General features: G+C 46.6%; 22 protein-coding genes and 1 tRNA gene. 12 read left to right on the plus strand and 11 right to left on the minus strand.

The genetic code is table 11. The annotated features are described in order from the left end of the window. Positions 1-6: 6 nt before the first annotated feature. From SIB80_RS05065 to SIB80_RS05075, 3 genes are read right to left on the minus strand one after another with little or no spacing between them, the layout of a single operon-like run. Positions 7-1983 carry a transglycosylase domain-containing protein gene (locus SIB80_RS05065; RefSeq protein WP_063419640.1) on the minus strand — a complete coding sequence of 659 codons (1977 nt, stop codon included), beginning with the start codon at positions 1981-1983 and terminating at the stop codon, positions 7-9. Further along, entirely contained in the window at positions 1980-2933 is a 954-nt protein-coding gene (gene chlG, locus SIB80_RS05070; RefSeq protein WP_063403423.1) for a chlorophyll synthase ChlG, read from the minus strand. The genes SIB80_RS05065 and chlG overlap by 4 nt, the downstream gene beginning before the upstream one ends. A gap of 10 nt (positions 2934-2943) precedes the next feature. Continuing rightward, positions 2944-3162, minus strand: a complete 219-nt coding sequence (locus SIB80_RS05075) for a DUF2862 domain-containing protein (protein WP_041374878.1) — start codon at positions 3160-3162, stop codon at positions 2944-2946. A 56-nt stretch (positions 3163-3218) separates the two neighbouring features. On the opposite strand from SIB80_RS05075, the gene hisF reads away from it, so the two are divergent. The 3 genes from hisF (at position 3219) to SIB80_RS05090 (ending at position 5266) form a co-directional block, all read left to right on the plus strand. After that, positions 3219-3989 (plus strand): imidazole glycerol phosphate synthase subunit HisF, encoded by a 771-nt coding sequence (hisF, locus tag SIB80_RS05080; protein WP_063403422.1) that lies wholly within the window; start codon positions 3219-3221, stop codon positions 3987-3989. A 146-nt stretch (positions 3990-4135) separates the two neighbouring features. Next, the gene (gene ubiE, locus SIB80_RS05085) at positions 4136-4837 is read left to right on the plus strand and encodes a bifunctional demethylmenaquinone methyltransferase/2-methoxy-6-polyprenyl-1,4-benzoquinol methylase UbiE (RefSeq protein WP_063419699.1); all 702 of its coding nucleotides are present in this window, start codon (positions 4136-4138) and stop codon (positions 4835-4837) included. A 78-nt stretch (positions 4838-4915) separates the two neighbouring features. Further along, positions 4916-5266, plus strand: coding sequence for a hypothetical protein (locus tag SIB80_RS05090; RefSeq protein ID WP_063403513.1), 351 nt, complete (start codon positions 4916-4918; stop codon positions 5264-5266). A 970-nt stretch (positions 5267-6236) separates the two neighbouring features. Here SIB80_RS05090 and SIB80_RS05095 read toward each other — a convergent pair. After that, complete coding sequence (locus SIB80_RS05095) at positions 6237-6677, minus strand: hypothetical protein (RefSeq protein ID WP_063419639.1); 441 nt, start codon at positions 6675-6677, stop codon at positions 6237-6239. 853 nt (positions 6678-7530) lie between these two features. On the opposite strand from SIB80_RS05095, the gene SIB80_RS05100 reads away from it, so the two are divergent. Both SIB80_RS05100 and SIB80_RS05105 read left to right on the plus strand, forming a co-directional pair. Next, a complete protein-coding gene (locus SIB80_RS05100) occupies positions 7531-9855 on the plus strand; it encodes a tetratricopeptide repeat protein (protein WP_063419638.1) in 2325 nt (774 codons plus the stop codon). A 144-nt stretch (positions 9856-9999) separates the two neighbouring features. Beyond that, on the plus strand, positions 10000-10260 hold the full coding sequence (locus tag SIB80_RS05105) for a hypothetical protein (protein ID WP_155724614.1): 261 nt from the start codon (positions 10000-10002) through the stop codon (positions 10258-10260). 379 nt (positions 10261-10639) lie between these two features. On the opposite strand, the gene SIB80_RS05110 is transcribed toward SIB80_RS05105, so the two are convergent. Beyond that, positions 10640-11317, minus strand: a complete 678-nt coding sequence (locus SIB80_RS05110; protein ID WP_063419637.1) for a TVP38/TMEM64 family protein — start codon at positions 11315-11317, stop codon at positions 10640-10642. Between the two features lie 205 nt (positions 11318-11522). Between SIB80_RS05110 and glyQ the strand changes: the two genes are divergently transcribed. Both glyQ and SIB80_RS05120 read left to right on the plus strand, forming a co-directional pair. Beyond that, positions 11523-12425, plus strand: a complete 903-nt coding sequence (gene glyQ / locus SIB80_RS05115) for a glycine--tRNA ligase subunit alpha (RefSeq protein WP_063419636.1) — start codon at positions 11523-11525, stop codon at positions 12423-12425. A gap of 153 nt (positions 12426-12578) precedes the next feature. Beyond that, positions 12579-14192: an iron uptake porin gene (locus SIB80_RS05120; protein ID WP_063419635.1), complete on the plus strand. Its 1614-nt coding sequence runs from the start codon at positions 12579-12581 to the stop codon at positions 14190-14192. A gap of 350 nt (positions 14193-14542) precedes the next feature. Here the strand turns inward: SIB80_RS05120 and SIB80_RS05125 are convergent, their stop codons facing one another. From SIB80_RS05125 to SIB80_RS05150, 6 genes are all read right to left on the minus strand, one after another. Continuing rightward, complete coding sequence (locus SIB80_RS05125) at positions 14543-14791, minus strand: hypothetical protein (protein WP_063419634.1); 249 nt, start codon at positions 14789-14791, stop codon at positions 14543-14545. 96 nt (positions 14792-14887) lie between these two features. Continuing rightward, the gene (locus SIB80_RS05130; RefSeq protein ID WP_063419633.1) at positions 14888-15553 is read right to left on the minus strand and encodes a Fe2+-dependent dioxygenase; all 666 of its coding nucleotides are present in this window, start codon (positions 15551-15553) and stop codon (positions 14888-14890) included. Positions 15554-16302: 749 nt separating this feature from the next. Beyond that, positions 16303-16524, minus strand: a complete 222-nt coding sequence (locus tag SIB80_RS05135) for a hypothetical protein (RefSeq protein ID WP_063419631.1) — start codon at positions 16522-16524, stop codon at positions 16303-16305. Positions 16525-16744: 220 nt separating this feature from the next. Continuing rightward, positions 16745-17017 carry a hypothetical protein gene (locus SIB80_RS05140; protein ID WP_063419629.1) on the minus strand — a complete coding sequence of 91 codons (273 nt, stop codon included), beginning with the start codon at positions 17015-17017 and terminating at the stop codon, positions 16745-16747. Continuing rightward, positions 17017-17457: a hypothetical protein gene (locus SIB80_RS05145; RefSeq protein ID WP_063419697.1), complete on the minus strand. Its 441-nt coding sequence runs from the start codon at positions 17455-17457 to the stop codon at positions 17017-17019. The genes SIB80_RS05140 and SIB80_RS05145 overlap by 1 nt, the downstream gene beginning before the upstream one ends. Positions 17458-17631: 174 nt before the next feature. Then, on the minus strand, positions 17632-17844 hold the full coding sequence (locus tag SIB80_RS05150) for a hypothetical protein (protein WP_063434948.1): 213 nt from the start codon (positions 17842-17844) through the stop codon (positions 17632-17634). Between the two features lie 1285 nt (positions 17845-19129). Here SIB80_RS05150 and SIB80_RS05155 point away from each other — a divergent pair. The 5 genes from SIB80_RS05155 (at position 19130) to SIB80_RS05175 (ending at position 24427) form a co-directional block, all read left to right on the plus strand. Then, positions 19130-20158, plus strand: coding sequence for a Fe(3+) ABC transporter substrate-binding protein (locus tag SIB80_RS05155; protein ID WP_063419626.1), 1029 nt, complete (start codon positions 19130-19132; stop codon positions 20156-20158). A 147-nt stretch (positions 20159-20305) separates the two neighbouring features. Beyond that, positions 20306-22441 (plus strand): ComEC/Rec2 family competence protein, encoded by a 2136-nt coding sequence (locus tag SIB80_RS05160; RefSeq protein WP_063419696.1) that lies wholly within the window; start codon positions 20306-20308, stop codon positions 22439-22441. 27 nt (positions 22442-22468) lie between these two features. Next, positions 22469-22553: transfer RNA gene (locus SIB80_RS05165), tRNA-Ser, on the plus strand. A 56-nt stretch (positions 22554-22609) separates the two neighbouring features. Further along, positions 22610-23254, plus strand: coding sequence for a TVP38/TMEM64 family protein (locus SIB80_RS05170; RefSeq protein ID WP_063419625.1), 645 nt, complete (start codon positions 22610-22612; stop codon positions 23252-23254). 330 nt (positions 23255-23584) lie between these two features. Continuing rightward, entirely contained in the window at positions 23585-24427 is an 843-nt protein-coding gene (locus tag SIB80_RS05175) for a DUF4912 domain-containing protein (RefSeq protein ID WP_063419623.1), read from the plus strand. Positions 24428-24514 lie beyond the last annotated feature (87 nt).

Below are 24514 nucleotides of genomic sequence, written 5' to 3' on the forward strand. Positions count from 1 at the left end.
GTCTGATCAGGGAAAAGGCATTGGCTCGAAGTTTTCATTGAGCGGTGGTCCCCCTGGCGGTGCGATGTATCTTGGCGGAGGGCCCTGGGTTTGATCTTGGTCTTTGGCAGCATCCTCGGTGCCGTTCTTTGGTTTGCTCCTCGTTTTGCCTGGTGGCCTAAAGGTGCGGTTCATTACTGGTTTTGGTGGGAAGGGTTGTACCTCAAAATTGTCTTGGATCTTGGTCATGAACTGCTTCCAGGCCCATGCAGCATCACCACTGCCGCCAGATGTCTTTCGGTTGTTGTCGTAGCCAAACCATACGGCGGTTGTTAGTTGTGGTATTGAGCCAATGAACCAGAGGTCACGGGCACCTTCCGATGTGCCGGTTTTGCCCGCCACCGGCCGGTCACCGAGGGATGCCGCAGCTCCAGTGCCACCGCTAACAACGCGCTGGAGCATCCAGTTCATGGTGTCTGCTACGTCGCTATCGAGGGCTCGACGACCTTTGTAGCCTTCGAACTTGTGGTTCCAGATCACCTCGTCGTCTGGGCCTCGGATCTCTTCAAATGGCGTGGGCTTCATGTAAATGCCCCGGTTGGCTACTGCGGCATAGGCTGCCGTCATGTCGAGCACTGTTTGCTCGTAGGCCCCAATAGCGAGCGGATAGTACTTGCCCAATGGGCGAGTGGTGCCGATGCCAAGATTATTGGCCATGCTGATCACGGCATCAAAGCCCACCTTGTCTAGTAGTTGGACTGCAACAGTGTTTAGGGAGTATCTCAGGGCATCAGCGAGTGCCACTGATCCCAGGTATTTGTTGCCGAAGTTCTTTGGGCAATATCCTCTCCAGCAGCGTTTCGCGTCCACCACCTTGTCCTCTGGCTTAATGCCGGCGTTGATGGCTGCTGCATAGGGAAAAAGCTTGAAGGTGGAGCCAGGTGAACGCAGAGCCTGTGTTGCTCGATTGAATTGGCTGGTATTGAAGTTTTTGCCTCCTACCATCACCCGCACTTCACCGGTGCTTGGTTCGATAGACACCATGGAACCCTCTGTGTTCCCGGGGGCGTATTTGCGGATCACCTCTTGGGCTTGCTTTTGCCAAGCCAGATTGAGGCTGGTGTGAATCTTGAGTCCACCCACTTCTAGTTGCTCTGGGGTGAGCAGAGTGGGGAGTTGCTGGGCTACCCAGCTGGTGAAAAATGGTGCGCTGCTGTTGAAGTACTTCGGGATCGCTGGCTTGAGATTGAGGGGGCTGTTGCGAGCTGCATCGGCTTCTCTGGCAGAGATAAATCCGGCCTGCTGCATTCGTTTAAGGACAATTGCGCGGCGTTCTAGGGCGATTTTCTGGTTGACCAGTGGTGAATACACTGAGGGAGCAGGGGGCATGCCAGCGATTAGAGCGGCTTCCGGCAGCGTGAGTTGATTGGGGGATTTAGAGAAGTACACCCAGGCTGCATCGGCTACGCCGTAAGCACCTGAGCCCAAGTAGACGTAATTCAGATACTGCTCAAGGATTTGCTGTTTGCTGAGCTGTCGCTCCAGCTTGTAGGCCAGAGCAGCTTCTTTGAGTTTGCGCGGCAGGGTTCGTTCCTGACTCAGGAATACGGTTCGAGCAAGTTGCTGAGTGATGGTGCTGGCACCTTCCCTCACGGAACCCTGGCGGAGGTTTGTCACCAGGGCTCGGCTGATACCCCAGATATCCAAGCCATTGTGGGAGTAAAAGCGGCGGTCTTCTGCCGCTACGAAGGCTTGCTCCACAAGCAGAGGCATCTTGTCTTGCTCAACCTTCTCGCGGGTCGCGGGACCAAGCTTTTGGATCACCTGCCCATCAGTGGAGAGCAGCGTGATGGTGCCTGGCCGGTTGAAGTTGGCAATTCGCCGGGCATCGGGAAGAACCGAATCCAAGGCATGAGTGAGAGTCCTTTCAGCCAAGGCTGCGACACACCCGATGGCGACAGCACTAACTGAAATAACAATCCAGTGACGGCGCTTGCGAGTCACATCCCCTGTGTTAATGGGCTATGGCCTATGGCTAGAGCAGTAACCAGCATGCCAAGGATTAGAAACGGTTGAGCACTGGTCTGATATCTCACATCAAAGGCCAGGGGATCACGCAGTAACCAGATGTCTTGGAATGTGATCTGGGGAATGATCAATAAGATCAAAACGACTGAGGCAAAATGCTGGCCAATGGCGATCAGAACAACAACCATCGCGAGTTGGAAGATGTCGATCATTCCTGCACTGATCCAGCTGGCCTTTTTGATTCCAAAGACAACTGGCAGGGATTGAAGACCGAGGGCTCGATCTCCCTCTACACTCTTGAAATCGTTGATGACGGCAATACCAAGACCAGCCAAGCTATAGGCAAGTGTCAGTAGTGCTGTAGTCCAAGTCAGTTGTCCGAACAGCGCCTGACCAGCCCACCATGGCAGGGCGATGTAGCTTGCTCCAAGCGCGTAGTTTCCTATCCAACCGTTCTGTTTCAGCTTGAGAGGTGGTGCTGAATAAATGAAGCTCACAAATGAGCCGCCTAGGGCAAGAAACAGCACAACGGGAGTGGTGTGTTCAGCCCAACGATCTAAGCCATAGGCAACTGCAAGACCACCGAGAAGCAGCATCCAGATCTGAAGCTTGACTTGTGTCAGCGGGATGGCCCCGGAGGGAATCGGCCTATAGGGCTCATTGATTGCGTCGATCTCGCGATCGTAGTAGTCGTTGATGGTTTGGGTGTAACCGGTTAGAAGCGGGCCACTCATGACCATGCAGGCCGCGGCTGCAAGCACATCTGGTAGGCGCCATTGGTATTGACCACTGGCAGCGGCTCCACAAATCACACCCCAGAGCAGTGGGATCCATGTGACAGGCTTCATGAGCTGCAGACGCAGCTTCCAGATGTTGGTTGTGCCAGTGGCACCTTTGATGCCAAGGAGTTGGCGAGCGTCGCTCACGGCAGGCGTCTCAGGCGGAGGTAACTTCGTCGTCAAAGAACCAGCTGACAGTGCCATCGCTAAGTTCTACGACCAAGCCAATGCCCATGCCGTCAGTCATTTTGTAGCCGGTGACCCTGCCAACGTCAGATTTCTTGAGCAGTTCTACCAGTTTGGCTGGAATGCGATCACGAACGCGAGAGACTCGGACCTTGGAGCCGATTCTGTAGGAAGTGGCAGCCTGGGACATGGCCTGCAAGGCTTAGAAGGTGGCGCAACCTTAACAGTCGTCACTGCTTTATCCCAATGGTCGCGCTTCGTTTGATTCCTTGCCTTGACGTGGCTGATGGTCGCGTTGTGAAGGGAGTGAACTTTGTGGGCCTTCGTGATGCTGGTGATCCCGTTGAGCTTGCCTGCCGCTATAGCCAGGCTGGAGCTGATGAGTTGGTGTTTCTTGATATCGCCGCCAGCCATGAAGGTCGGGCCACGCTGGTGGCGTTAGTTCGACGTACTGCTGAGGCCGTGACCATTCCATTCACAGTTGGAGGGGGCATCAGCTCTTTGGATGGCATCACAGAGTTGCTTCGGGCCGGAGCCGACAAGGTGAGTCTTAATTCCTCTGCGGTGCGGGATCCAGATCTCGTAGCGCAGGGAGCCGACCGTTTTGGCTGTCAGTGCATTGTGGTGGCTATCGATGCTCGACGTCGTCCTGAGGGCTCGGGCTGGGATGTTTTTGTCAAGGGTGGCCGCCAAAACACCGGTTTGGATGTTGTGAGCTGGGCTCGGCAGGCAGCGGAACTTGGTGCTGGTGAAATCCTGTTGACCTCAATGGATGGAGATGGAACTCAGGCTGGTTATGACTTGGAGCTCACGCGAGCAGTCGTGGAAGCGGTGCCGGTGCCTGTGATCGCTTCGGGAGGTGCAGGTTGCCTGGATCACATCGCAGAAGCCTTCACGGTTGGCCAGGCCTCAGCTGCATTGTTGGCCTCTCTGCTTCACGATGGCGTGCTGAGTGTGGAGCAAATTAAGACTGATCTGCTGATGCGAGGTTTGTCGATTCGGCCTCTTGAGGCCTGAGGCTTTGTCTTTGTATTCAGCAACACACTTCTAAATTTGGCAGAAGTTCTGTTGGCAAGAGTGCTTTTGGATGTGTTGCTGATCGATCACCCTTGGGCGCAGCAGTTGCTCCAAGCAGTGTTCAGGCCACTGGATGGGATCTTCTGATGAGGCCTGGTGACCCACAGGCGGTGGAGCAGTTGTTTGATGCGGTCGCTCCTAATTACGACCGGCTTAACGACTTGTTGAGTCTTGGCTTGCACCGCATCTGGAAACGCCAGTTGTTGGCATGGTTGTCTCCGCTTCCTGGTGAACATTGGCTTGACCTTTGCTGCGGTACTGGTGATCTGGCACTGGAATTGGCCCGCAGGTTGCGACCTGGAGGGTCTGTGTTGGGGCTAGATGCGGCTGCGGCGCCTCTAGCCGTGGCAAGGCGCCGCGCCGCGGTTGAGCCCTGGTTGCCCCTCTCCTGGTTGCAGGGAGATGCTCTGGATACTGGCTTGCCTTCCCATCGTTTTGACGGTGCTGTGATGGCTTATGGCCTGCGCAATTTGGCGGATCCAGGCGCTGGGTTAATAGAGCTTCGACGCCTTTTGCGGCCTGGTGCTCGGGCAGGCGTCCTTGATTTCAATCGCATGGGCGAGGGGTCCTTGGCAGCACGTTTTCAGCGGTTTTATCTGCGAAGGTTGGTGGTGCCGGTGGCTGCCCAGGTGGGTCTGCGCGAGCATTACGCCTATTTGGAGGCCAGTTTGCAGCAGTTCCCAAAGGGAGAGGCTCAGGAGCGACTGGCTCGGGACGCGGGATTTGCCGCAGCGAGCCATCGACCTCTGGCTGCGGGACAGATGGGTGCCTTGCTGCTTACCGCTTGAGGCGCTGATCGAGCAAAAAGACTCTTGCGAAAAGACGGACCGATGACTTATGAAGAAAATATTAAGACGCAGTTCGCTGTGGCCTTCCCTCTCCCTTCTCTTCTCTCCTCAATTAAGGACTTGCTTTTGGAGGTGCAGTGGCTTGATGGCTTGATCTTGGTGACTGATTCTCAGCAGGCCACCTTTGTGCCCTTTTCGCAGGTGGATTCTTTGTTGCGCATGGTGCGGGCACGCCCCAATGGTCAGATTGTGGTTGAACGGTTGTGCATGGCACTCCTTGATGACCATGATGGTGGGGGAGCTAAGCCTGTGCTGGTGTTTCAGGGTGATGACAGGTTTTGGCTGGGAATGATGGGTCTGAACGGCAGTCACTCGAACCGTGATGGTGCTGTTGCACACCTCGATCGCTGTTTTGCTCTTAGCAGTTGAGTTATTCACGCCATCAAGGAAGGCCTTGATGAGGGAAGTGCCTCTTTTGAGCATGAGCATGTCTGCTATTTGGCTTAACTAGTAGTTGACTTGTAGGCAGAGAGATGAGGCTTTTTGCCTCGTTTCAAATCAGCTTTCACCCTCAGGTATTTTACATTCTTAAATCAGGCGAAGACAGGCGAAGAAAACCTCTGCCAGGTTAAAAGATCGGAATATCTTCGCAACTTAAAATTGCCGCTTCCCCAAAGTAAGCGTCCAAACTAAATTAGTAAAATCTTCCTGTTTCGAGGAGCAGAAGCAAACTTTAATCTGGCATGAATAGGCTGATTGCAGTAAAGATAACAAGACTTCCATTTCCACGCCTGTGATATCTATAAGATCATTTGAAATCACTAAAAATAACCATCATGAAAGATAGCAATCACTTCTGCTTGCAGGATTTGGCCATTTAGTAGGCCAAATTAATTGGTGCATGTGATGGCAAAACAATCTCCTGGAGCGACCTTGCTGCGTCATTCATCTTGATTCGCGTCAATTGGTGTTGGTGTGAACAGAATGCTTGTGAATAGCAAAAAACATATTTTATTGGCTTTTTCGTTAGAAATAAAAAACCTTATTGCAGTGAATAAATTGTGCTAAAAATAGCCTTAGCTCATTCTTGAAGCAGAACACCTTGTCAGAAAGGTGTTTAAGTTATGCTCTGAGCTTGAATGTGTTGGCGGCATAGGTTAAATTAATCTCCATGGCCCTAAGATTATTGTCATCATCATTTAATTGGCAAAAGATGCGATGACTTTTGGGAATTCTGAGTGATAAATAAAGGATCAACCATCCCAAAGTATGGTCAACGCTGAGAAGAGTTCTTTAGTTGTTTGCATATTAACTCTTGTCCAGAACAAAGGGCTATGTTGCACTTATGAGCTGATTGAATCATAAAGAGAAAGGATTTCAATGATATCAATAACATGCCCTAATCGATAACTTCTATGATGCCCTCGGCAACATAAACTGCTAAATCCTCGATGTTCTCCGCCAGCTCTTCTCTAGATATATCCCATTTCTCACACATTTTTGTTGATAATTCATGTTGTTTAGCATGTTCTATCATTGTTTCTACCATATGTTGAGTTAAGCTCATTCCCACTCTGATTTCTAGGTAATCCCATACAGATTTTTCTAAGCGACTAATAAATTGAATATCATCACTACCAGCGTAGTCATATAGACCCATCACCCCTATATGGCAAAAAACCTGCCCTAATTCATCGTAAGCACTTTCAGAGCCTTCTGCATGTTCATATTCTGCCAAGATCCACTCTAACTTCTCTCTCTCCTTTTTGTTACCATTCTTTGCTGCCTTGAGAAGCTCGTAGAATTCTTTGAACTCTATTGGTTTTGGCATGAGGATCATCAAATTCCATCAATCATCCTACTCGTAGCACTAGAGCTGATCACCAAAAACTGGTGTGATGAGTAGATAAATCATTGCAACCCTATCAAGTCCTTGTCAATACAAATATCAAATGGTTTTTGAACTTATCATTTATGTTAGAAGCTAGCTCACGGATTTAGGCCGCTCATAGTTTTCCTCCTCCCTCCCTAATACTCTTTAATAGAGCTTTATAGCCTACATCAAAGCGGGTAATAGATACCTTGCAAAATCTTATGCTTTTCTTTTCTCTATTGACGTTCTCCGAGTCCCTTCATTTCTTCAAGAAGAGTTTGGTTTAAGTTCTCATTACATCTCATGAGCATTAACGGATAGATCGTACCTTGGCTATATGGAGCATATGCTTCGGCGCAAACCTCCCCGATCGCACTCTTCCAGGCCTCAAAGGTCGAATCTTTGAGTTGAGACTCTAAACGGCTGTTTGATCGTTTAAGGGCTTGGGAGGCGCAATAGCTAAGCTCATAGTTGTTGTCTCCTGGGCACTTGAACTCATTTGCCTTGGATGGGACAAGTATTGTCGATATCATTAAGGGGAGTAAGGGGAAAACTTGCTTCACTGCCTTGCCTGTTGCTTTTGGCAATTATGTCATGCCATTGAAGCATTCATGTCAATGAATTGGTAGATTTTACTTGTCGATGATCTCCTTGAAGCAACCTCATCATGACATACTCGGTTTTTCTAAGCTACAAGGATTCTTGCCCCTCTTTTGACGAGCTCTTGCCTATCAAAAAAGTCCATCGTTTCATGCTATTACCTTCAAGGTTCAAAAATTTCTTTGGCGATTAGATTAAAAAAGAATATCTAGTTGCGAACATGAAAGGATTTGGAGAAAAGAAAAAAATAAAAAATAAACAACCCTCCAAGAAGTTTGCCCGAATCCCGCCTGATCAACTCAAGGCTATCGCTTTTAAATATCACCAACAAGGCAATATAAATGAGGCACAAAAAGCCTATGAGGAATTTATTAATAGTGGTTTAAGTGATCCAGATGTATTCTCTAACTTCGCGCTAATCTGTCAATCCCAAGGAGAGATTGATAAGGCAATAAACATCTATAAGAAAAGCGTCAAACTATTCCCTGGCCATGCTTTTTCATATGCAAACTTGGGATATCTTTTCTTTCAGATAGGAATGTTAGATGATGCTGAAGTGGCGATCCGCCAGGCGATTGTTATACAGCCTAACCTTGCCAATGCTTATTCATACTTGGGTTTAGTCTTACGAGAAAAAGGAAGACTAACTGACGCAGAAGATATAACCCGAAAGGCCATTGAACTTCAGCCAGACTTGGCTGATGCATACGTTAATCTTGGTCAGATCCTACAGAATCAAGGCAAACTAGATGAAGCAGAACATACAACACGCAAGGCAATTGAATTGCAAGATGATTCAGCAAGTATTTATCTGAATCTAGGTGGGATCCTGCAAGACCAAGGTGATTTAACTGATGCAGAAGCGAATACAAGAAAGGCAATGCACCTACAGGCCGATCTGCCTGATGTCAATTTAAACCTTTCTATAATTCTAAAGGACCTTGGTAGAATTGAGGAGGCTGTATTTCATGTAACAAGAGAAATTGAGCTTTACCCACAAAAGCAATCATCATATTTGCTTCTTAACTCTCTGCTTGAGGAATCTGATCTTTCATTCTTGCCTGAACGAAAGTCTAGAGTTTTGCTTCGTGGCCTATTAAAGAGAAATGATATTGCACATAAAAATCTATTTTCAGCAATTAATCTCTTGATCTCAGAACAAACACTAGACAACATTTCAGGCATTCATCAAGATTTATTTGATGACCCCTCTTTTCAACAAATTCTTGCTGATGATGAGATAATCAGTGCTCTTGGCTTGATGTTATTCACCACAATTGCCTGGGAGAAGGCGTTGACTAATATACGCAAGATAATATGTATTTCATCCCAAAATAATGTTTTTAATAAAAGGATTATTAACTTAACCATTGCTCTTGCGGAGCAGTGTTTCCTTAATGAATATATTTTTACATGTACCAAGCAAGAATTGGATGCAATCGAAAAGTTTAAACTTTCTTGCTTGAGAAGTGACTTTGATCTGAAAACTCTTTCCATCTTAGCTTGTTATATACCCATTACTCATCTTTGTGAACAGTTCCCTTCATTAAGAGGATTCATCGATGCAAATGAGAAATTAAATAATTTAAAAATAATGCAACTCGTTGAACCAGAATGCGAACATGAGCTTGCAGCATCTATTCCTAAATATGGATCTATAGATGATGGTACTTCTATTCAGGTTAAAAAGCAGTATGAAGAGCATCCTTATCCGCGTTGGAGATATGCTTCTTATTCACGAGAAAATATTCAAACTATATCTTCAGCGATTAACAACGAAATAAACCCTAATCGGCTCTCAATCAATTTGCCCAAGAAGAGGTCTCGAGTTTTAATAGCTGGCTGTGGAACCGGACAGCAAATATTCGATGCCCTCTCTTATGCTAACTCTGAGTTAACTGCTATCGATCTCAGCTCTTCTAGTATCGCTTATGCAAAGCGTAAGGCTCATGAATATGGAATTGAGCATATAAGATTTATAGAGATGGACATTCTTGATCTTCCAAAACTAAATGAAGAGTTTGATCTTATAGAATGTACGGGTGTTCTCCATCATATGAAGGATCCATCTGAAGGTCTGCAATCTCTACTTAAAATACTCGCAGCCGATGGAATGCTCAAATTAGGATTTTATAGTGAGCTAGCACGTCAAGATATTGTCGAGGCTAGGAAAATTATTAAATCTGAATCTTTTGAGGCTAGTAATGAAGGCATTCGTCTATTTAGGGATAAACTAATTAATGGTGAATATCCGAACATTAGTTCAATCTCAAACTGGCCAGACTTTTACACAACTTCTATGTGTAGAGATCTTTGTTTTCATATTATGGAACATCGTTATTCACTAGAGATGATAGCATCGCTGCTTGACCAATTTGAACTTAGATTCTTAGGTTTTGTGTTACCCAGTATTGTTAAAAAAGATTATGGCAGAGCTTACCCATCTGATTCAATGCAGACTGACCTCGGCTATTGGCAACAGTATGAACAAGCCAATCCCAACACCTTTCGACAAATGTACCAATTTTGGACGAATCAAAGATAATGGCTTATGCCTAAATATTCTGCATAAATATTCAATTCTGCATAAATATTCATCATTTTGGTGTTGAACACCATGCTTATATGAGTGGATTGCCTGGCAACCAGTCCAATGGTATAATGTTGGCTCATAATCAATACAATGATCATGGAAGATTCTGAGAGCAATGCAAGTTCGAGTAACGACCAAACGGAAGCCTTCGAGCCGCCAAAAAATAGATTTGGAATACCATATTTGCTCGCAACTGATAAAGAAGAAAAAGACATGCCTAAAAAAGAGGTGCTTAATGTTTTAGGCCTACAATTATCGGCACCAGCGGGAATGCAGAACCCGTTGTTGATCTTCTTTGGATTAATTGGTGTTAATATTGCAATTATTGGATACTTTACATACATGTTAAATAAATAGTCTTGTCTTAATCTAGCTGTTTGCTTTAAAAGCGTATTGTTTGTCCACTCGTTGTTGATGTATTCACCAAGACTGCTTGAATCAGGTAGTGTAAATACTGCTCACTATAACTTCCTTGAATTTTTTACTGCTTTATATCTTGAAAACTATAGGTTTATAGCTCTAATTTTTAAGGTGTTTACCATCCTTTGATTGAGTTACTGCAAGCAGATATACTTTGGAGAATAGAATAATGACTTTCTGCGATTCGCATTCTTCTAAGATAATCGGACTATGACATCAAAAGGCTATAAAGGAGCCTTAGCCTAGTTCTAATTTGATGATCTCGAAATGAGATACTGAATGAAGCAATTTTAATGATTCTCTCTTTAAGAGATAATCATTGACTGGCTGTTCTTTTGATATTACCTTGTCTTCTTTGTAGGACTATATTGATTATTGCAAGAGAAAATATTATCGTGATAGAGATAATGAATATTGTTAGAGGTTGTCCCTGGAGTGCCTTTATATTCCCATTAATAATTTCTTGGATCTCAATACCTCCAAGGCGTTTTAGTGCATATCCACTTGCAACAAATGGTGCGTCTGATATTATGATGCTAAAGAATAATGCAGGCAGAAACTTTTTCCATGTAACTTTTGTAAGCCCTAAGCCATAACAAACAAAATCAAATAAATTCGACATTAAAAGACTTGTCATCAAGAAAAAGTTTTGCTCTAAATGTTTTTTGCTAAAATTCTCAACACGATTCATCAGACTCTTGCCTACGAGTTTCTCAATTACGGCTCTGCCAAATTTCCTGGAAAGGGTGAAGCATGAACAACAAGCGACCAGATCTGCTAAGAAAATAACCAACAAGCCTTGTTGGAATCCAAAGAAATAACCAGAGAGAACAGAGCAGTATGTGCCAGGAAGTATTGGAATGATGATACTTATTGCCCGTAGGGCAAAAATAATCCCAATTGCCCATAGCCCTATCGATTCAACTCCGCCATCGATAGCTTTTAGCCAACTTCCTATCGTTGACACATCTAGAAATTGAGCAATATAAATCATTAGAGCTACTATGAGTATGCTGATTATTAAATAAGAGTATTTCGTCCGATTGAGCTGTAGTCTGATCACTTTCTAGTGGATTTAACTAACTGACTATAGCATTTACATGTTTTCGAGCCTATTCGAATTAAACAAGCTTTTGCTTAGGTAATGGATAAGTAGGAATACAATACAATTACGATCAAAGCTCCTCAGTACAACGCTAGTGCACTTCCAGTACATCATCACGACCCTGAATTCCTTTTGGGCTGATCAGGGCTGTGTGCTGTTGCAGCCTTATGACACGGAAAAGGGTGCCGGCACGATGAGTCCCCATACCGTTCTGCGCGCTATTGGACCAGAGCCCTGGGCTGTGGCTTATCCAGAGCCCTGTCGTCGGCCCACCGATGGTCGCTACGGCGACAACCCCAATCGCGCTCAACACTATTTTCAATATCAGGTATTGATCAAGCCCTCTCCAGTTGGTATTCAGGAGACGTATCTTGCATCGCTTGAAGCTTTAGGAGTTTGTACGGCGGAACATGACATTCGCTTTGTAGAAGACAACTGGGAATCACCCACTCTTGGAGCCTGGGGGGTTGGTTGGGAAGTGTGGCTTGATGGTATGGAGGTTACACAGTTCACTTATTTTCAGCAATGTGGTGGTCTTGATTGCAGCCCTGTGCCGATCGAGATCACCTATGGCATTGAGAGACTGGCCATGTATTTACAGAATGTTGAGAATATTTGGGATCTCAGCTGGAATAACAAACGAAGCTATGGCGATATCTGGCTTTCTCTAGAAAAGGGTCAGTGCGACTTTAATTTTGAATCATCGGATCCAAGTCGTCTTAAACAGTTGTTCGATCTTTATGAAGCGGAGGCGTCTGACCTGATCGCAAAGCAGCTCCCAGCACCCGCACTTGATTTCGTTCTTAAATGTAGCCACACTTTCAACCTACTGGAGGCTCGTGGCGTGATTTCTGTCACGGAGCGAACAGCCACGATTGGCAGAATTCGCAGTTTGGCTCGCGGGGTAGCAGAGGCTTGGTTAACAGAAAGAGAGGCAATGGGATTCCCATTGCTTAATAACAAGGCACTTGCTTTAGACCAGCCATTGCAATCTTAAATGGCTCAATAAAATTCAAGGGCCTGATTTCACGCACCTGGCTTTGCGTGTATCAATTGATACTTAGTACTGTTAATTGTGTCCGTTGTTAACACAGATCTTTTCACTATCGTGTGCTGGCCCATGTTTTGGGCTCTTTGTGTGAGGAACCAAATGAAACTCTTCCAGCAATTGCTGGTGGCACCTGCTGCCTTGGGCCTGATGGCCCCTATGGCTGCTAATGCCGCAGACCTAGACATCAAAGGTGTGTCCGATTATTCGGCCTCCAGCGAGCAGGTCACCAGCATCTCCCAATTCCAAGATGTTTACCCAACCGATTGGGCTTATCAGGCTCTGAGCAACCTGATCGAGCGCTACGGCTGTGTAGCTGGCTATCCAAGCGGTAGCTACTTGGGCAACAGAGCAATGACCCGCTTTGAAGCGGCTGCTCTATTGAATGCCTGCCTCGATCGCATCACTGAAGTCACCGACGAACTGCGTCGTCTGCTCAACGAATTCGAGCAGGAGCTCGCCATCCTTAAGGGCCGTGTTGATGGCCTTGAAGCCCGCGTTGGTGAACTCGAAGCCACTCAGTTCTCCACCACCACCAAGCTGAAAGGTAAGGCTCATATGGTTCTTGGCGGAACCAGCTACACCGGCGATGAGACCGATGAGCTTAAGGATTCTGATGGTGATTACCTTGGAACTGATGCACTTAGTTTCAACTACACCCTTCAGCTTGATCTAAATACCAGTTTCACGGGTAAAGATCTTCTCTATGCTCGCCTGAAAACTGGCAACTTCAAAGAGAGTGCATTTGGTGGCAAGGGTTACGTTCCGCAGGCTTATTTGAGTGTTGCCAATAACAACCAGGACGTCGTTAAAGTTGATAAGCTCTGGTATACCTTCCCCATTGGTGAAGACTTCACTGCTTGGATTGGCGCCAAGATTGAGAACTACTACATGCTTGGTAGTGCTCCATCGGTTTACCAGCAGATCTTGAAAGCCTTCAAGTTGGGTGGTAATTATGGTGTCTACGGTGCCAGTACAGGTCAAGGCTTAGGTTTGGCATGGAAGTCGCCAGTCGACGATCCGATGGATGCCAGGTTTGGCATTAGCGCCAATTATGTTGCCAAAAATGGCTACAAAGGTGATCCTTCAGACGGTGGAGTTGGCAACGGCAATTCCAAAGGTAAGTTTCTTACCAAGATTGATTACGGCAATCCTCAGTGGCAAGTCTCTGCTGCTTATGCCTACACCCAGCAAGGTATGACTCAAGGCTTTGGCACAACCAATGGTGGTGCCAGTGTCTACAGCAAGTGCATGGGTACAAGTTCTTGCGGTGCTGATTCCAATGGAGTCGCTTTTAGAGCTTTTTGGCAGCCTGATGAGCCAGGCATTGTTCCTTCATTCAGTGTTGGTTACGACTTCACTTCTTACAACCTGCCAGATGAGGCTAAAGATGGCACACGCGACCAAAGTATGGCTTGGTTCGCAGGCATGGTGTGGAAGGATGCCTTCATTGAGGGCAATGCCCTTGGCGCAGCAGTCTCTGAGCTTCAGTGGGTGACCCAACAGAAGGGCGATGACACCCCTGATGACGGCAACATGGCCTTCGAGCTGTGGTACAAGTTCCAGGTCACAGACAACATCTCTGTGACACCAGCTGTTTTCTATCTGAGCCGTCCGTTTGGAGAGAAAACAGGTACATCTTCTAAGTACGGTGGCAAAGGAGCTGATACTTTCGGGGCATTCGGTGGCCTAGTTCTAACCACATTCAAGTTCTGATCGCAGCGAGGCAGGAGATTTTCTGCCCTGGTTCTTCAGACCATCAAGGCGCCCCTAGAGCGGGCGCCTTTTTTTGTCTTTGCAAGTTATTCAAAGCTGAAGAGAGCAATGCAGAAAACTTCAACAAGGAAATATGCATTGGTTCTTTTCTGAATAAATCTACGGTCAAAGTAATAGGAAACTGAAACTACTTCTTCCTTCTTTTTCGGGGATTATATTGCCTCTTTTCTGAGTAGATTAGTTTTACTAGCCTTAATAAAAAAGGCTTTTCCCTTGTAAGAAGAAGCCTTGGATTGAGCTTGTTTATCTTCGTTTAAAGTGGTTTTCGTGATAACTATTTCAGAATAGGTTTACCAGCAGTTTTCTCCTTCGCCGATCGGGACGCAAATATTTGATTTCTTTGCCTTTTTGGCAGCTTTTTTGGCGTCTTCATCAGGTTTGCTTTCAGCATCGATGTCTTGATCAGTGCTCCACTCCTTCAGTCCTCCCATATCGCCTTCACCGCCTTCACCAGCGTGACTAAGATTTGGCTGTAGTGCGTTTGCGGCCAGCAGAGCAGAAGCTGCAAGAAATATTGCTACAGGAGACTTTTTACTCATGCTTTGCAGATAAGCGAATCTACATATATTTTGGCTCCCCAACGCAACCATTGTTTGGCGATTCGATACTTCGTCTAGTATCAAATGATTCAGGCTTCAGTTGCCGAGGCGCCTGAGCATGTTGGTGTACGCCTGAAAGATCAAGTCCAGTTCTGGTGAACGGCCATGTTCGGCAAGAAGGGCGCGGGCACCAGCATTGAGGCCAAACAGAATGGTGCGGTCTTCATTGCTCCTGATATAGCTCTGGATCCAGCCAACACAAACCAGCCGCTCACCAGCAGTGACTGTTTCCACTGCATGCAGGCTTGTGCTGGGATAAATGATCAACTGGCCTGCCGGCAGCTTCACTTGCTTGCTGTCTTGCAAGGTTTGAAGGCAGAGAGCTCCTCCGTCGTAACTTTCGGGTTCGCTGAGAAATAGCGTGAAGGAGAGGTCGCTACGCCCTGAGCTCATGTACGCATTGTCGACATGCATTCCATAGCCCTGGCCAATACCGGATCGACTGAACATCACCCCGTGGATGTGCCTTGGCAAGGCAAAGCTCTTCACAAGCGGATCCGATTCAAGCTGCTTAATCACTAGTTGGCTGTTTTCTTTGGCGGTTTTTGAGTTGCGATCCAGCTGGAGGTTGTTTTTGACTTCGGCTGCTTGATATCCCGCTGTTTTACGTCCGTCCTGCCATGAGGTTTCGTCAGCCAAGAGAGTTGCACGCAGTTGGCTCACAGTTGCCTCGTCAAGCAATGGATGGGTCAGAGGCTCCATAGAGATTGCCGGGTAAATCCCACAATAACCAATACTTCGACGTTATAAAACTCTGGAGGACTCGTATAAATAAAACTGTAAACTTCCTAATCTTAGGTCTACTTCCAATTCTTCTATACGAGACAAAATTTATCCAAATCCCTTAGTGAATGAACGGTGGGAGTCTCGAGCAGTTAATAAGAAAGGTGGTCTTTGTTGTCTTACTAGATCGATACCGCTATCCCACTATTCCATCACCCAAGCAAACTATAATAAACCTTATGAGTTACCAATCTCAAGTCAAGGGTCAAGGTCAACAACTCAAGGTCAATCAAATAAGAAACTATCTCACCCCCCCTTACAAAAAAACTTCTATGGAGGAAGTGAACAGATGGAAGGAGAGTAAACAACTATCAATAACACCTGTTCTTCAACTAACACCTTAGGCTCTACTTAGACACCAACAGGTATAGATGCTCAAGCAAGTAGTTAAATCAAAATCCACGAGTAATCTATCGTCTAAACATAGGCAGGATACACTACCATTGTCTAGACCTACTTCTACGCTGACTCCTAAGAAGTCAAAGAAGGATCTAAAGAAAGAGGTGAAGGAAATAAAGGAGTGGTTAGAAGGAGTTCAGATTTATTAATCCTATAAGTCTTCGTCAATCTTGCTGTTGTTGTACAGGTAGAACCATAAAAATATCGATCCTGCAAGTATCACAGTTCCAACAGTTGTATTGCCCGAGAGAATAGTAAACATAGATCACTCATGTCTTTTTTTTATCAAAGGTTTCAACCTCTCCTTCAGTTGAATCATAGTATCGGACTTCATCATATTCTTCTGTTATCAACTCCATATCGAAATCTTTATAATCGTCATCATCAACGTATTTATTAAACACACGGATACCTTCCTCCAGATTTTCAATCTTCTCGTGGTTTGTAGGAGGGTGTCCAGGAGTATCGTAGATATTGAGTAAGTAACTCATAAGTTAGTTGGGGTCATAATGACGAATGACTTTGTTGGTTCCATCCTCAACTAACTCTATAACCTCATCATTGAAGTTATCGTCATCAACATAGAAGTGAAACATCTCCTCTCCCTTCTCTAAAGACAACTCGGTTTTTAGTTTCGTAGGAAGATCATCTATGTAATACAACAAGTGGTAAGTCATATAAGGTGGTTGTTTATCAGTACCATATTTTGTCCTACTTTCCCACACTTGGATTGACCATCACCCTCCACCTCAAAACTTCTTTGTGCTTCTCTTTACCTCTTTGAACGAACCAACTGTAACTACAACCAAAAAGAAAGAAGACAAGTCTAGCAATTCCTAACTCATCCCAACTATAACCAACGAAGAATAAAACAAGGAGTAAGATGAACCACTTCATAAAGTTATAAATCCTAAGTTCAAACTCTAACTCTATCAACTTCTTCTTTTGTTGATGAGGAAAAAGATGAAGAGGTGGTTCTGTCATTAGTCATCTCCTGATGATTGTTGTTTATTAGTCCAATCTACCGTCTGAATAAGTCTTTGTCTTTCTTCCTCTATCTTTCCCTTCTCCTCATTAGTCCTCCTCCATTCCTTATCCATCAACTCAACCAATCCAAATTCCTTCAACCATTCATAAGTAATCCAATCTTCGTCTTCCTGTGATTGGTTTAGACATTCATCAGTTTCGAGATAGGGATTGATGACAATATTGTAATCAGAATTAGTGATAGTAACTGTCATTAGTTTATCTCTTATCTTGATGTTGATGTAACTACACTCATCAAGAACACGAAACAAGAAACGAAGATTACCAATGAGACTCCTTACGCCAACAGAGACTGATTCCTCATCGAATTCCATCCCTTTACTACTTTCAATAATCCTATCTCGTTTTTCATTTACCCAATCCTCTCTATGATTCATTTCTCTCATCCCAATCTTTTACTGTTCTTCCTCAGGGTTAGCCATTAGGTGTAAATACTCTCAACATAGTCTATTCATTCTTAGAGTTTTTACAAGAAAAAAATTTCAAACGAAAAGAAGGTTAGTGACGGAAGTAGGGACCAACACCATCTCCACCTCAATCAACATCATCAATTATCGTGAAATTGTTGAATCGAAACTTGGATTGTCAACAACAACCTCGGTCTTATTTCCCTTCTCCCATTCTTTGAGTGTCTTACCAGAACCAGAACCTTCTGGACCATTCCCTTTCAACATACAGTCGTTACCACGAATGACAATCCCACCACGAACACTTTTCAAGTCATCAGTTGAGAGTTCTTCGTTTGTCTCTTTAGGGTCAGTCATAGGTATAAATACTCTCAATATAGTCTAACCGTTATTAGAGGTTTCTACCAGAAGATAAAGTCGAACGAAAAGAAGGTTAGTGACGGAAGAATGGTCCAGCGCTATTGCGAACACCTTCATTGTTTAGATAGTGTCTACAATTTCTTGTCTCATCAAACAAATCCTTCATCTTCTTATCCCACTGTTTCGTCTTTCTCTCGCGTTGGTAATCAAAATAGTTCTCTATGTTATCTCTATAAACATTTATCTTGTGGTTCCTTGCTGACTGTGGGATTTGAGTAATAATCAAAACAAGGAATAGACCGATGTAAATCCCATCTCTTTTAGACAGTGATGATTTCATTAGTTGATTAGGGTTTTGATTGATGTTTGGTTTATAGAAGGGATAACCATTGCCATCAACTATGGATGGTAGTTGTTAGTTATTGAGTTCACCAAATTTATGTCTCGGTTGACGAGTCTGTAACTGGTCCATTGATTGGGGGGGACTCCCAACTATTCCTCTTCTTCCAATCTTTTAGTGTCTCATCAGAACCAGAACCTTGTGGGTTGGTTCCTTTAAAAGTGTTTATAAACAAACCACCACCACTAACGCTCTTTAAATCATCAGTGGATAGTTCCACGTCGATCTGTTCGTTGATTTCACTCATAGTTGTAAATACTCTCAAGGTAGTTTAATCATTTTTAGAGGTCTCTACCAGGAAAAATAAAATAAATCTCTGAAGGTTCTTATCGTATGTAGCCTGACCATTTTTACCCCGTAGTACCACCTTCGAATGTTGGATATACTTTAAAAAACGGTACATATACCTTCTTTCCACTTGATTGTTCTGACCCTATTAAGTAATTTTTCTAACTACACCCTCACTTTCCTTCCGAATACTGGTTTGTTAGTAGTTGTCTGTATATTTCCGACAGGTACTCCCTGGCTGGGGACGTTTTTGTCATGATCTTATAGGCATTAATACTACTTTTCTCGCTTCGATCCGTCGCGATCCGCCGCATAGATATTCCTTCTATCCTTCACCAACTGAGGCCAGGTCTCAATTCCTCCCTGAGTGGTTCTGATGTGCCACTATTCCAACTCTGTTCTAGCCCTATAAATAACCATTTTCCTTAGTTCTATTGCAGATGATAAGAATTGCTGAGGAAGTCCCCTCATCAGCGCGTTGGTCCTGCCGGGCCGTCAGCGCATCATTTGTTACAGCGGCTGGTATGGAATGCGCAAGGAGGCCTTGAGTGCTCTCAATAGGGTGAGGCTTGCAACGTTAATGGTTTGTTGGCAATGGGTTTGAAGGCGCGTCTTACGTATTCAGGCTTGGCGGCCGTTCTCGCCCTTGGCACTGGATTCAGCCAAAACGGTGTTGCGAAGGCTCGAGAAGTACGTGTTTATTCAGGTCGGCACTACAACACTGATCGTCAAATTTATAAGAAATTCTCTGAGCAAACAGGGATCAAGGTTCGGCTGATCGAATCTTCTGGTATTTCATTGTTAGAGCGTCTTAAACGAGAGGGGGCAAACTCTCAGGCAGATGTGATCATCCTTGTTGATGCGGCACGGATTAGTAATGCAGCAAAAGAGGGCCTTTTGCAACCTTCGCGCTCAGCAAAATTGGATAGCGAAGTACCTAGTGCCTATCGCGATCCGCAAGGTCGTTGGTATGGCCTGACCCGTCGCGTGCGGGTGATTGTTGCCAATCCATCGAAGGTGAACGTTGGCAGTATTCTCACTTATGCCGATCTGGCTAGCCCCTCACTTAAAGGGAAGGTGTGTCTACGCAAGCGCAACAACGTCTACAACCAATCTTTAGTCGCTGATCAGCTTGTGTTGCGCGGTGAGGCGGCAACCAAGAGTTGGTTGCAGGGAATGATCTCTAATGTTTCCCAGCCTTACTTTGGAGGAGATGTCTCCCTTGCTCGTGCTGTGTCACAAGGCATCTGTGGCGTTGGCATCGTTAATCACTACTATGTTGCGCGGATGCGTGCTGGTGTGAGCGGATCGAAAGACAAGGCTCTTGCTAATAAGCTCACGGTTATCACACCTGATCCTGCCCACGTCAATGTCAGTGCTGGTGGGTTGGCTAGGTATGCAAAGAATAAGAAGGAGGCGATTCAGCTGCTTGAATTTCTTGCTTCACCTGATGGCAGTCAAGGCATGGCTGGCCCCACCTATGAACATCCGTTGAATGGCTATGGCACGTCGTTAGAACTCAAAAAGTTCGGCACTTTCCGCCCCGATCGGGTCACGATTAGCCAGCTCGGAGCGAATAATGCCAAGGCGATTCAGTTGATGGCTCAATCCGGTTGGAAATAGGGTTTTAGGCTTGTGGGTTCAGGGCTAGAGATCTTCTTAGGGAGATCTTTTGCCAGGCTCTTCCTCGAACCCTGCAGACTGCGAAGCGCAGAGAGGGGAATTCTCGAGATAGTCGTTTGAGTTTGTTTGCGAGGGTTTTCTTCGCCTTTGCTTGTTGCAGGCTTGGCCCTGACAGCACTAGTGCTTGGTGCCCAGCCCTTTCCTTCTCAAGCAATGGTTGTCGTTGCTGTGGTGTTGCTGATCACGGCTCGTTTCTGCTTGATTCGTCTCGGCATTACCCAAAGCAGGGCTACAGCATTGGCGTTGATGTTGCCATTGTTGTTGGCATGGGCTTGCTGGTTGGGGCAGCCGAGGCCTGGACCTTTGGACCCTGTGCGTTTGTTGGCGAGTGCCGGTTCTTTTGATCGTTCCTCGCGCCTTCCGCTTCGAAGCAGCCTCGAAGGGCGGCTGCTGAGTGATAGCCGATTGCTTCGTGATAGCAGCTTTGTGGCTGATAGTTGCCGTGCATTGTTGGCGGTGAACCGGATCAATGGCCTGCCGAGGCATGGCCGTAGTGAAGTTCAGCTAAGACCTTGCCCTCAGCTTTTGCAGCAGGGTTGGCGAATCCGTGTGCATGGTCAGTTGCGCGCTCCGGCTCTCGGGCCTCATTCGCTACTGCCTGGGCCAGCGGAGCGGCTTCAGCAGCAGGGAAGTTGGAGCCAATTCTGGGGTGATCAGGTTGAGGTGTTGCAACGTCCCTGGACGCCGATCGCTGATGCTCGCCGTCAGGTCGCCTTGCGCTTACAGCAACTGGCAGGTCCGCGTTCGGGAGGATTGCTGGCGGCTTTGGTGTTGGGTCGTGCCCAAGTTGATCTGCCGCTTGATTTGGTTAAGTCGTTCCGCGTTGCTGGCCTTTCCCATGCCTTGGCGGCCTCGGGCTTTCATCTTTCTGTGCTGTTGGGAGCGTCGCTGGGGATTGCGCGGTTGCTGCCAAGGCCCTTCCGTTTGACGTTTGCTGCAACGGCACTGATTAGCTTTTTGATGCTGGCCGGACCACAACCGTCGGTTGTGAGAGCTGTGTTGATGGGTAGCACGGTGTTGTTGATTAATGAGGGCGGAGGCCGCAGTCGTCCTCTAGGGGTGTTGCTAGCGACGTTGGTGCTGATGCTGTTGGTGAATCCCGCCTGGGCGCGTTCGATTGGTTTTCAATTGAGTGCGGCAGCAACTGCCGGATTGGTCGTCACAGCAGGGCCCCTAGAGCAGGCTTTCTCCAAGCGTTTACCTACATGGCTTCGAGGGTTGGCACCGGCGCTGGCTGTTCCTTTGGCCGCAATCGTCTGGACGCTGCCACTACAGATTGTTCATTTTGGCTCCACTCCTGTCTATGCCCTATTGGCGAATCTGCTGGCTGCTCCTTTGTTGGTGCTGCTCACCCTCTCAGCGATGGCGTTGGCTTGGTTGTGTTTGCTCTTGCCTGCTGGCTTGCTGACTCCATTGCTGAACTGGATCAGTTGGCCGATCCAGCAGTTGGCTGGGTTATTGATTGCTCTGGTGCGTTGGATCTGCACTTGGCCAATGGCGCAGTTGTTCACCGGTCATCCCCAGCCTTGGTTGGTGCTGTTGTTGGTGTTGGGATTGCTGCCTTGGTTGGTAACGGGATTGCGTCATTGGCGTCACTGGGGAGTGGTTGCGTTGTTGGTTTGTTCGTTATCGCAGGCTGTTGTACAGATGGGCGATGGATTCGTGGTGGTGCATCAGCGCAGTCGTCAATGGTTACTAGCTAGGCATCGTGGGCGGGCTGTTTTGGTTAGTACGCATGGAGATGGTCGTAGCTGTTGGCAGGCTCGTCGGCTGAGTGAAGCGTTTGGTCATGTCCGTCTTGATTGGGCGATGGTCTTGGATCCGGTTGCCAGTGAGGCGGCGTCCTGTTGGCGAAATCTGGCCCATACCGTGCTGGCTGAGCATCAGGGTGTGATGCCTTTGCAGGTTGGACAGCGGTTAGTCAGTCCTGGCCTGGAGGTGAGACCAATCGCTGCAGCAGAGCAGAGTTTGCAGTTGCGAGCTGGTCGTTTGCGTTGGCATCTGCTGCCAACGCGTCAGGCCTATTGGAGTTGGCGTGATCGTCAGGGTTTGGATGGAATGGAGCGTCAACCTATAGTCAAATCAGAGGGTTTGACAGGGGTATGGCTTGGCTTTGTGCCAACCTCTCTTGAGCGGCGATGGTTGCTACAACACACTGCAGGGCGGCTTTGGGTCAGTGGTAGAGCCAGCGGCTCCCTGAGCATGGTGGCCTCAGCGTTTTAAAGTTGCCTTGCGTCTTTACGGGCGTCTGGAGAGGTGGCTGAGTGGTCGAAAGCGAACGACTCGAAATCGTTTGACGGGCAACCGTCCGTGGGTTCGAATCCCACCCTCTCCGTTGCTTGATTCTTCGTCTCTGGTGCAAAATATGAAAATTGCTCGAGGTATTTCAAAATGAATAAATTGCGTAAGTTTTTTCTGATTACATTTTGGGTTGGAGCATTTGTTGTTCTGGTTTACCTCATACAGACATATGGCATTGAGCCGCTACGTAATGCGGTGGAAAGTATGGGCATCTGGGCTCCTTTGGGGATAATGCTACTTCGAGGGATTAGTATCATTTTACCTGCCTTACCCAGCTCTGCATATTCACTTTTGGCAGGTTCTCTATTGGGGTTTAAAACAGGATATGTGACAATTGTTTTGGCTGATCTTATCTTTTGTCAAGCAGCATTCTTTATCGCTAGAAACTATGGAAGAGAGCCTGTTCGCCGCTTGGTTGGAGTGAAAGCAATGAAGAGAATCGAAGGCTTCAATCAAAATCAACTGGAGGGAAACTTTTTCCTGATGACCGGTCTCTTAATGACTGGACTTTTTGATTTCCTGAGCTACGCCATTGGGATAGGTGGAACGCGTTGGCGTCTTTTTACTCCAGCATTAATTGTAAGTCTCTTGATTAGTGATTCCATCATTGTCGCTGTCGGTGCTGGAGTAAGTCAGGGGGCTGGTTTGATGCTTGGAGCTGCTCTGCTTGGGATGTTTGTACTTGCTAGTGTCGCTGGTCTTACTAAGAAGAAGGTCTCTAGTACTAATCAATAGGATTCAAAATAGCCTTGTTTCCACTATTTTTTCTGACATTAGTCTTTAGAGACAATCTTAGTAGAGATGGTTCAATGTGCATGGATTTTTGAACCACTTTGAGCCAATTCTTACCATGGATGCCACTTTGTTCTCTCGTCTCCCTAACTGCGAGGGCGCTCTCTCCGTTTTTTGGCCGTTCAGCAGTGTTTGCTAGAGATTGGCATGAACAAAAGGTTTTGATTGCTGCTGGGCTCTTACGCTTTTGTTCGGGCCGAGCTTTGTTCTGCATATGTCAGGAGATACTGGCAAAAGCTTTTGTCAAGGCAAAAATGGCCTAAATGATTTGACTTGATTTCTGCTGACCTCCCTGTGACAGGCCAAGAAAAGTCCACTAATAAAGGGGTCTCAAGCCTGGTTCAGGGAATCCAGCAACGCTTTCAAGCCTTTGTCACTAAACCAAGGGGGTCGTCTAAGGCCACGCCACAGGCTTCTGCTAAGCAGCCCAGCAGGACCGAGGATAGGGTCCAGGATTCAAGCTATGTTTCACTGCAGTCCAAAGACTCAAAGTGGGCACGCTGCAGCTGGAGCATCAGCAAAGCCGATCAGCAACGGGCAAAAAAAACAAAAGCAAAAGCCCTATGTCTGCGGCTGGTCGATCTCTACAGCCACGCCGATGCCTTGATCAGTAGGCACGCCATCAAAGAAATTCTTGTCGATAGCAAGGCTCATGAGTGGTTCCTTCCTGTGCCGATGGGTGGCCGTGAATATCTTCTTGAGCTCGGCTATCAGCTTCCTAAGGGAGGTTGGCTGTCGCTAGCTTTCTCAGAACCGGTATACGTTCCGCAAAGCGATCCTTCAGAGCAGAGTTCTGATCGCTCATATAGCTCTTTCCACCAGGAGCAAGACGTCGCCTCCCAACCTTTTTCTCCGACTTCGTCTGTTGCTGAAGTTGCTGATTTTGGTGATGACGGAATGCACGAGCAGATGTATCAGCGTGCAATTTCAAATAACCCCAGCTTTGGGATTGGCTCGGAGACTCTTCAGGGGGATGGTCGTTCCGATCGCTCCAGGCGGTTGAGGAATGATTCTGGCTCTGGATGGTTGGATAGTGGTCGTGGACAGTTTTTACGCCGCCGCCGTGAATCTCAGCAGAATGATCCCGACAATGCCTCTGATTCTGATTGGTTCTGACCGGTTGGTGATCTCTTCGCTCACTGTTGCTTCTGATCTGTATTGGTTCAATCGTTGGTTCATACATACCAGCGACAGGTGGATGAG

It is taken from the genome of Prochlorococcus sp. MIT 1327 (assembly GCF_047304785.1).
Taxonomy (GTDB): domain Bacteria; phylum Cyanobacteriota; class Cyanobacteriia; order PCC-6307; family Cyanobiaceae; genus Prochlorococcus; species Prochlorococcus marinus_D.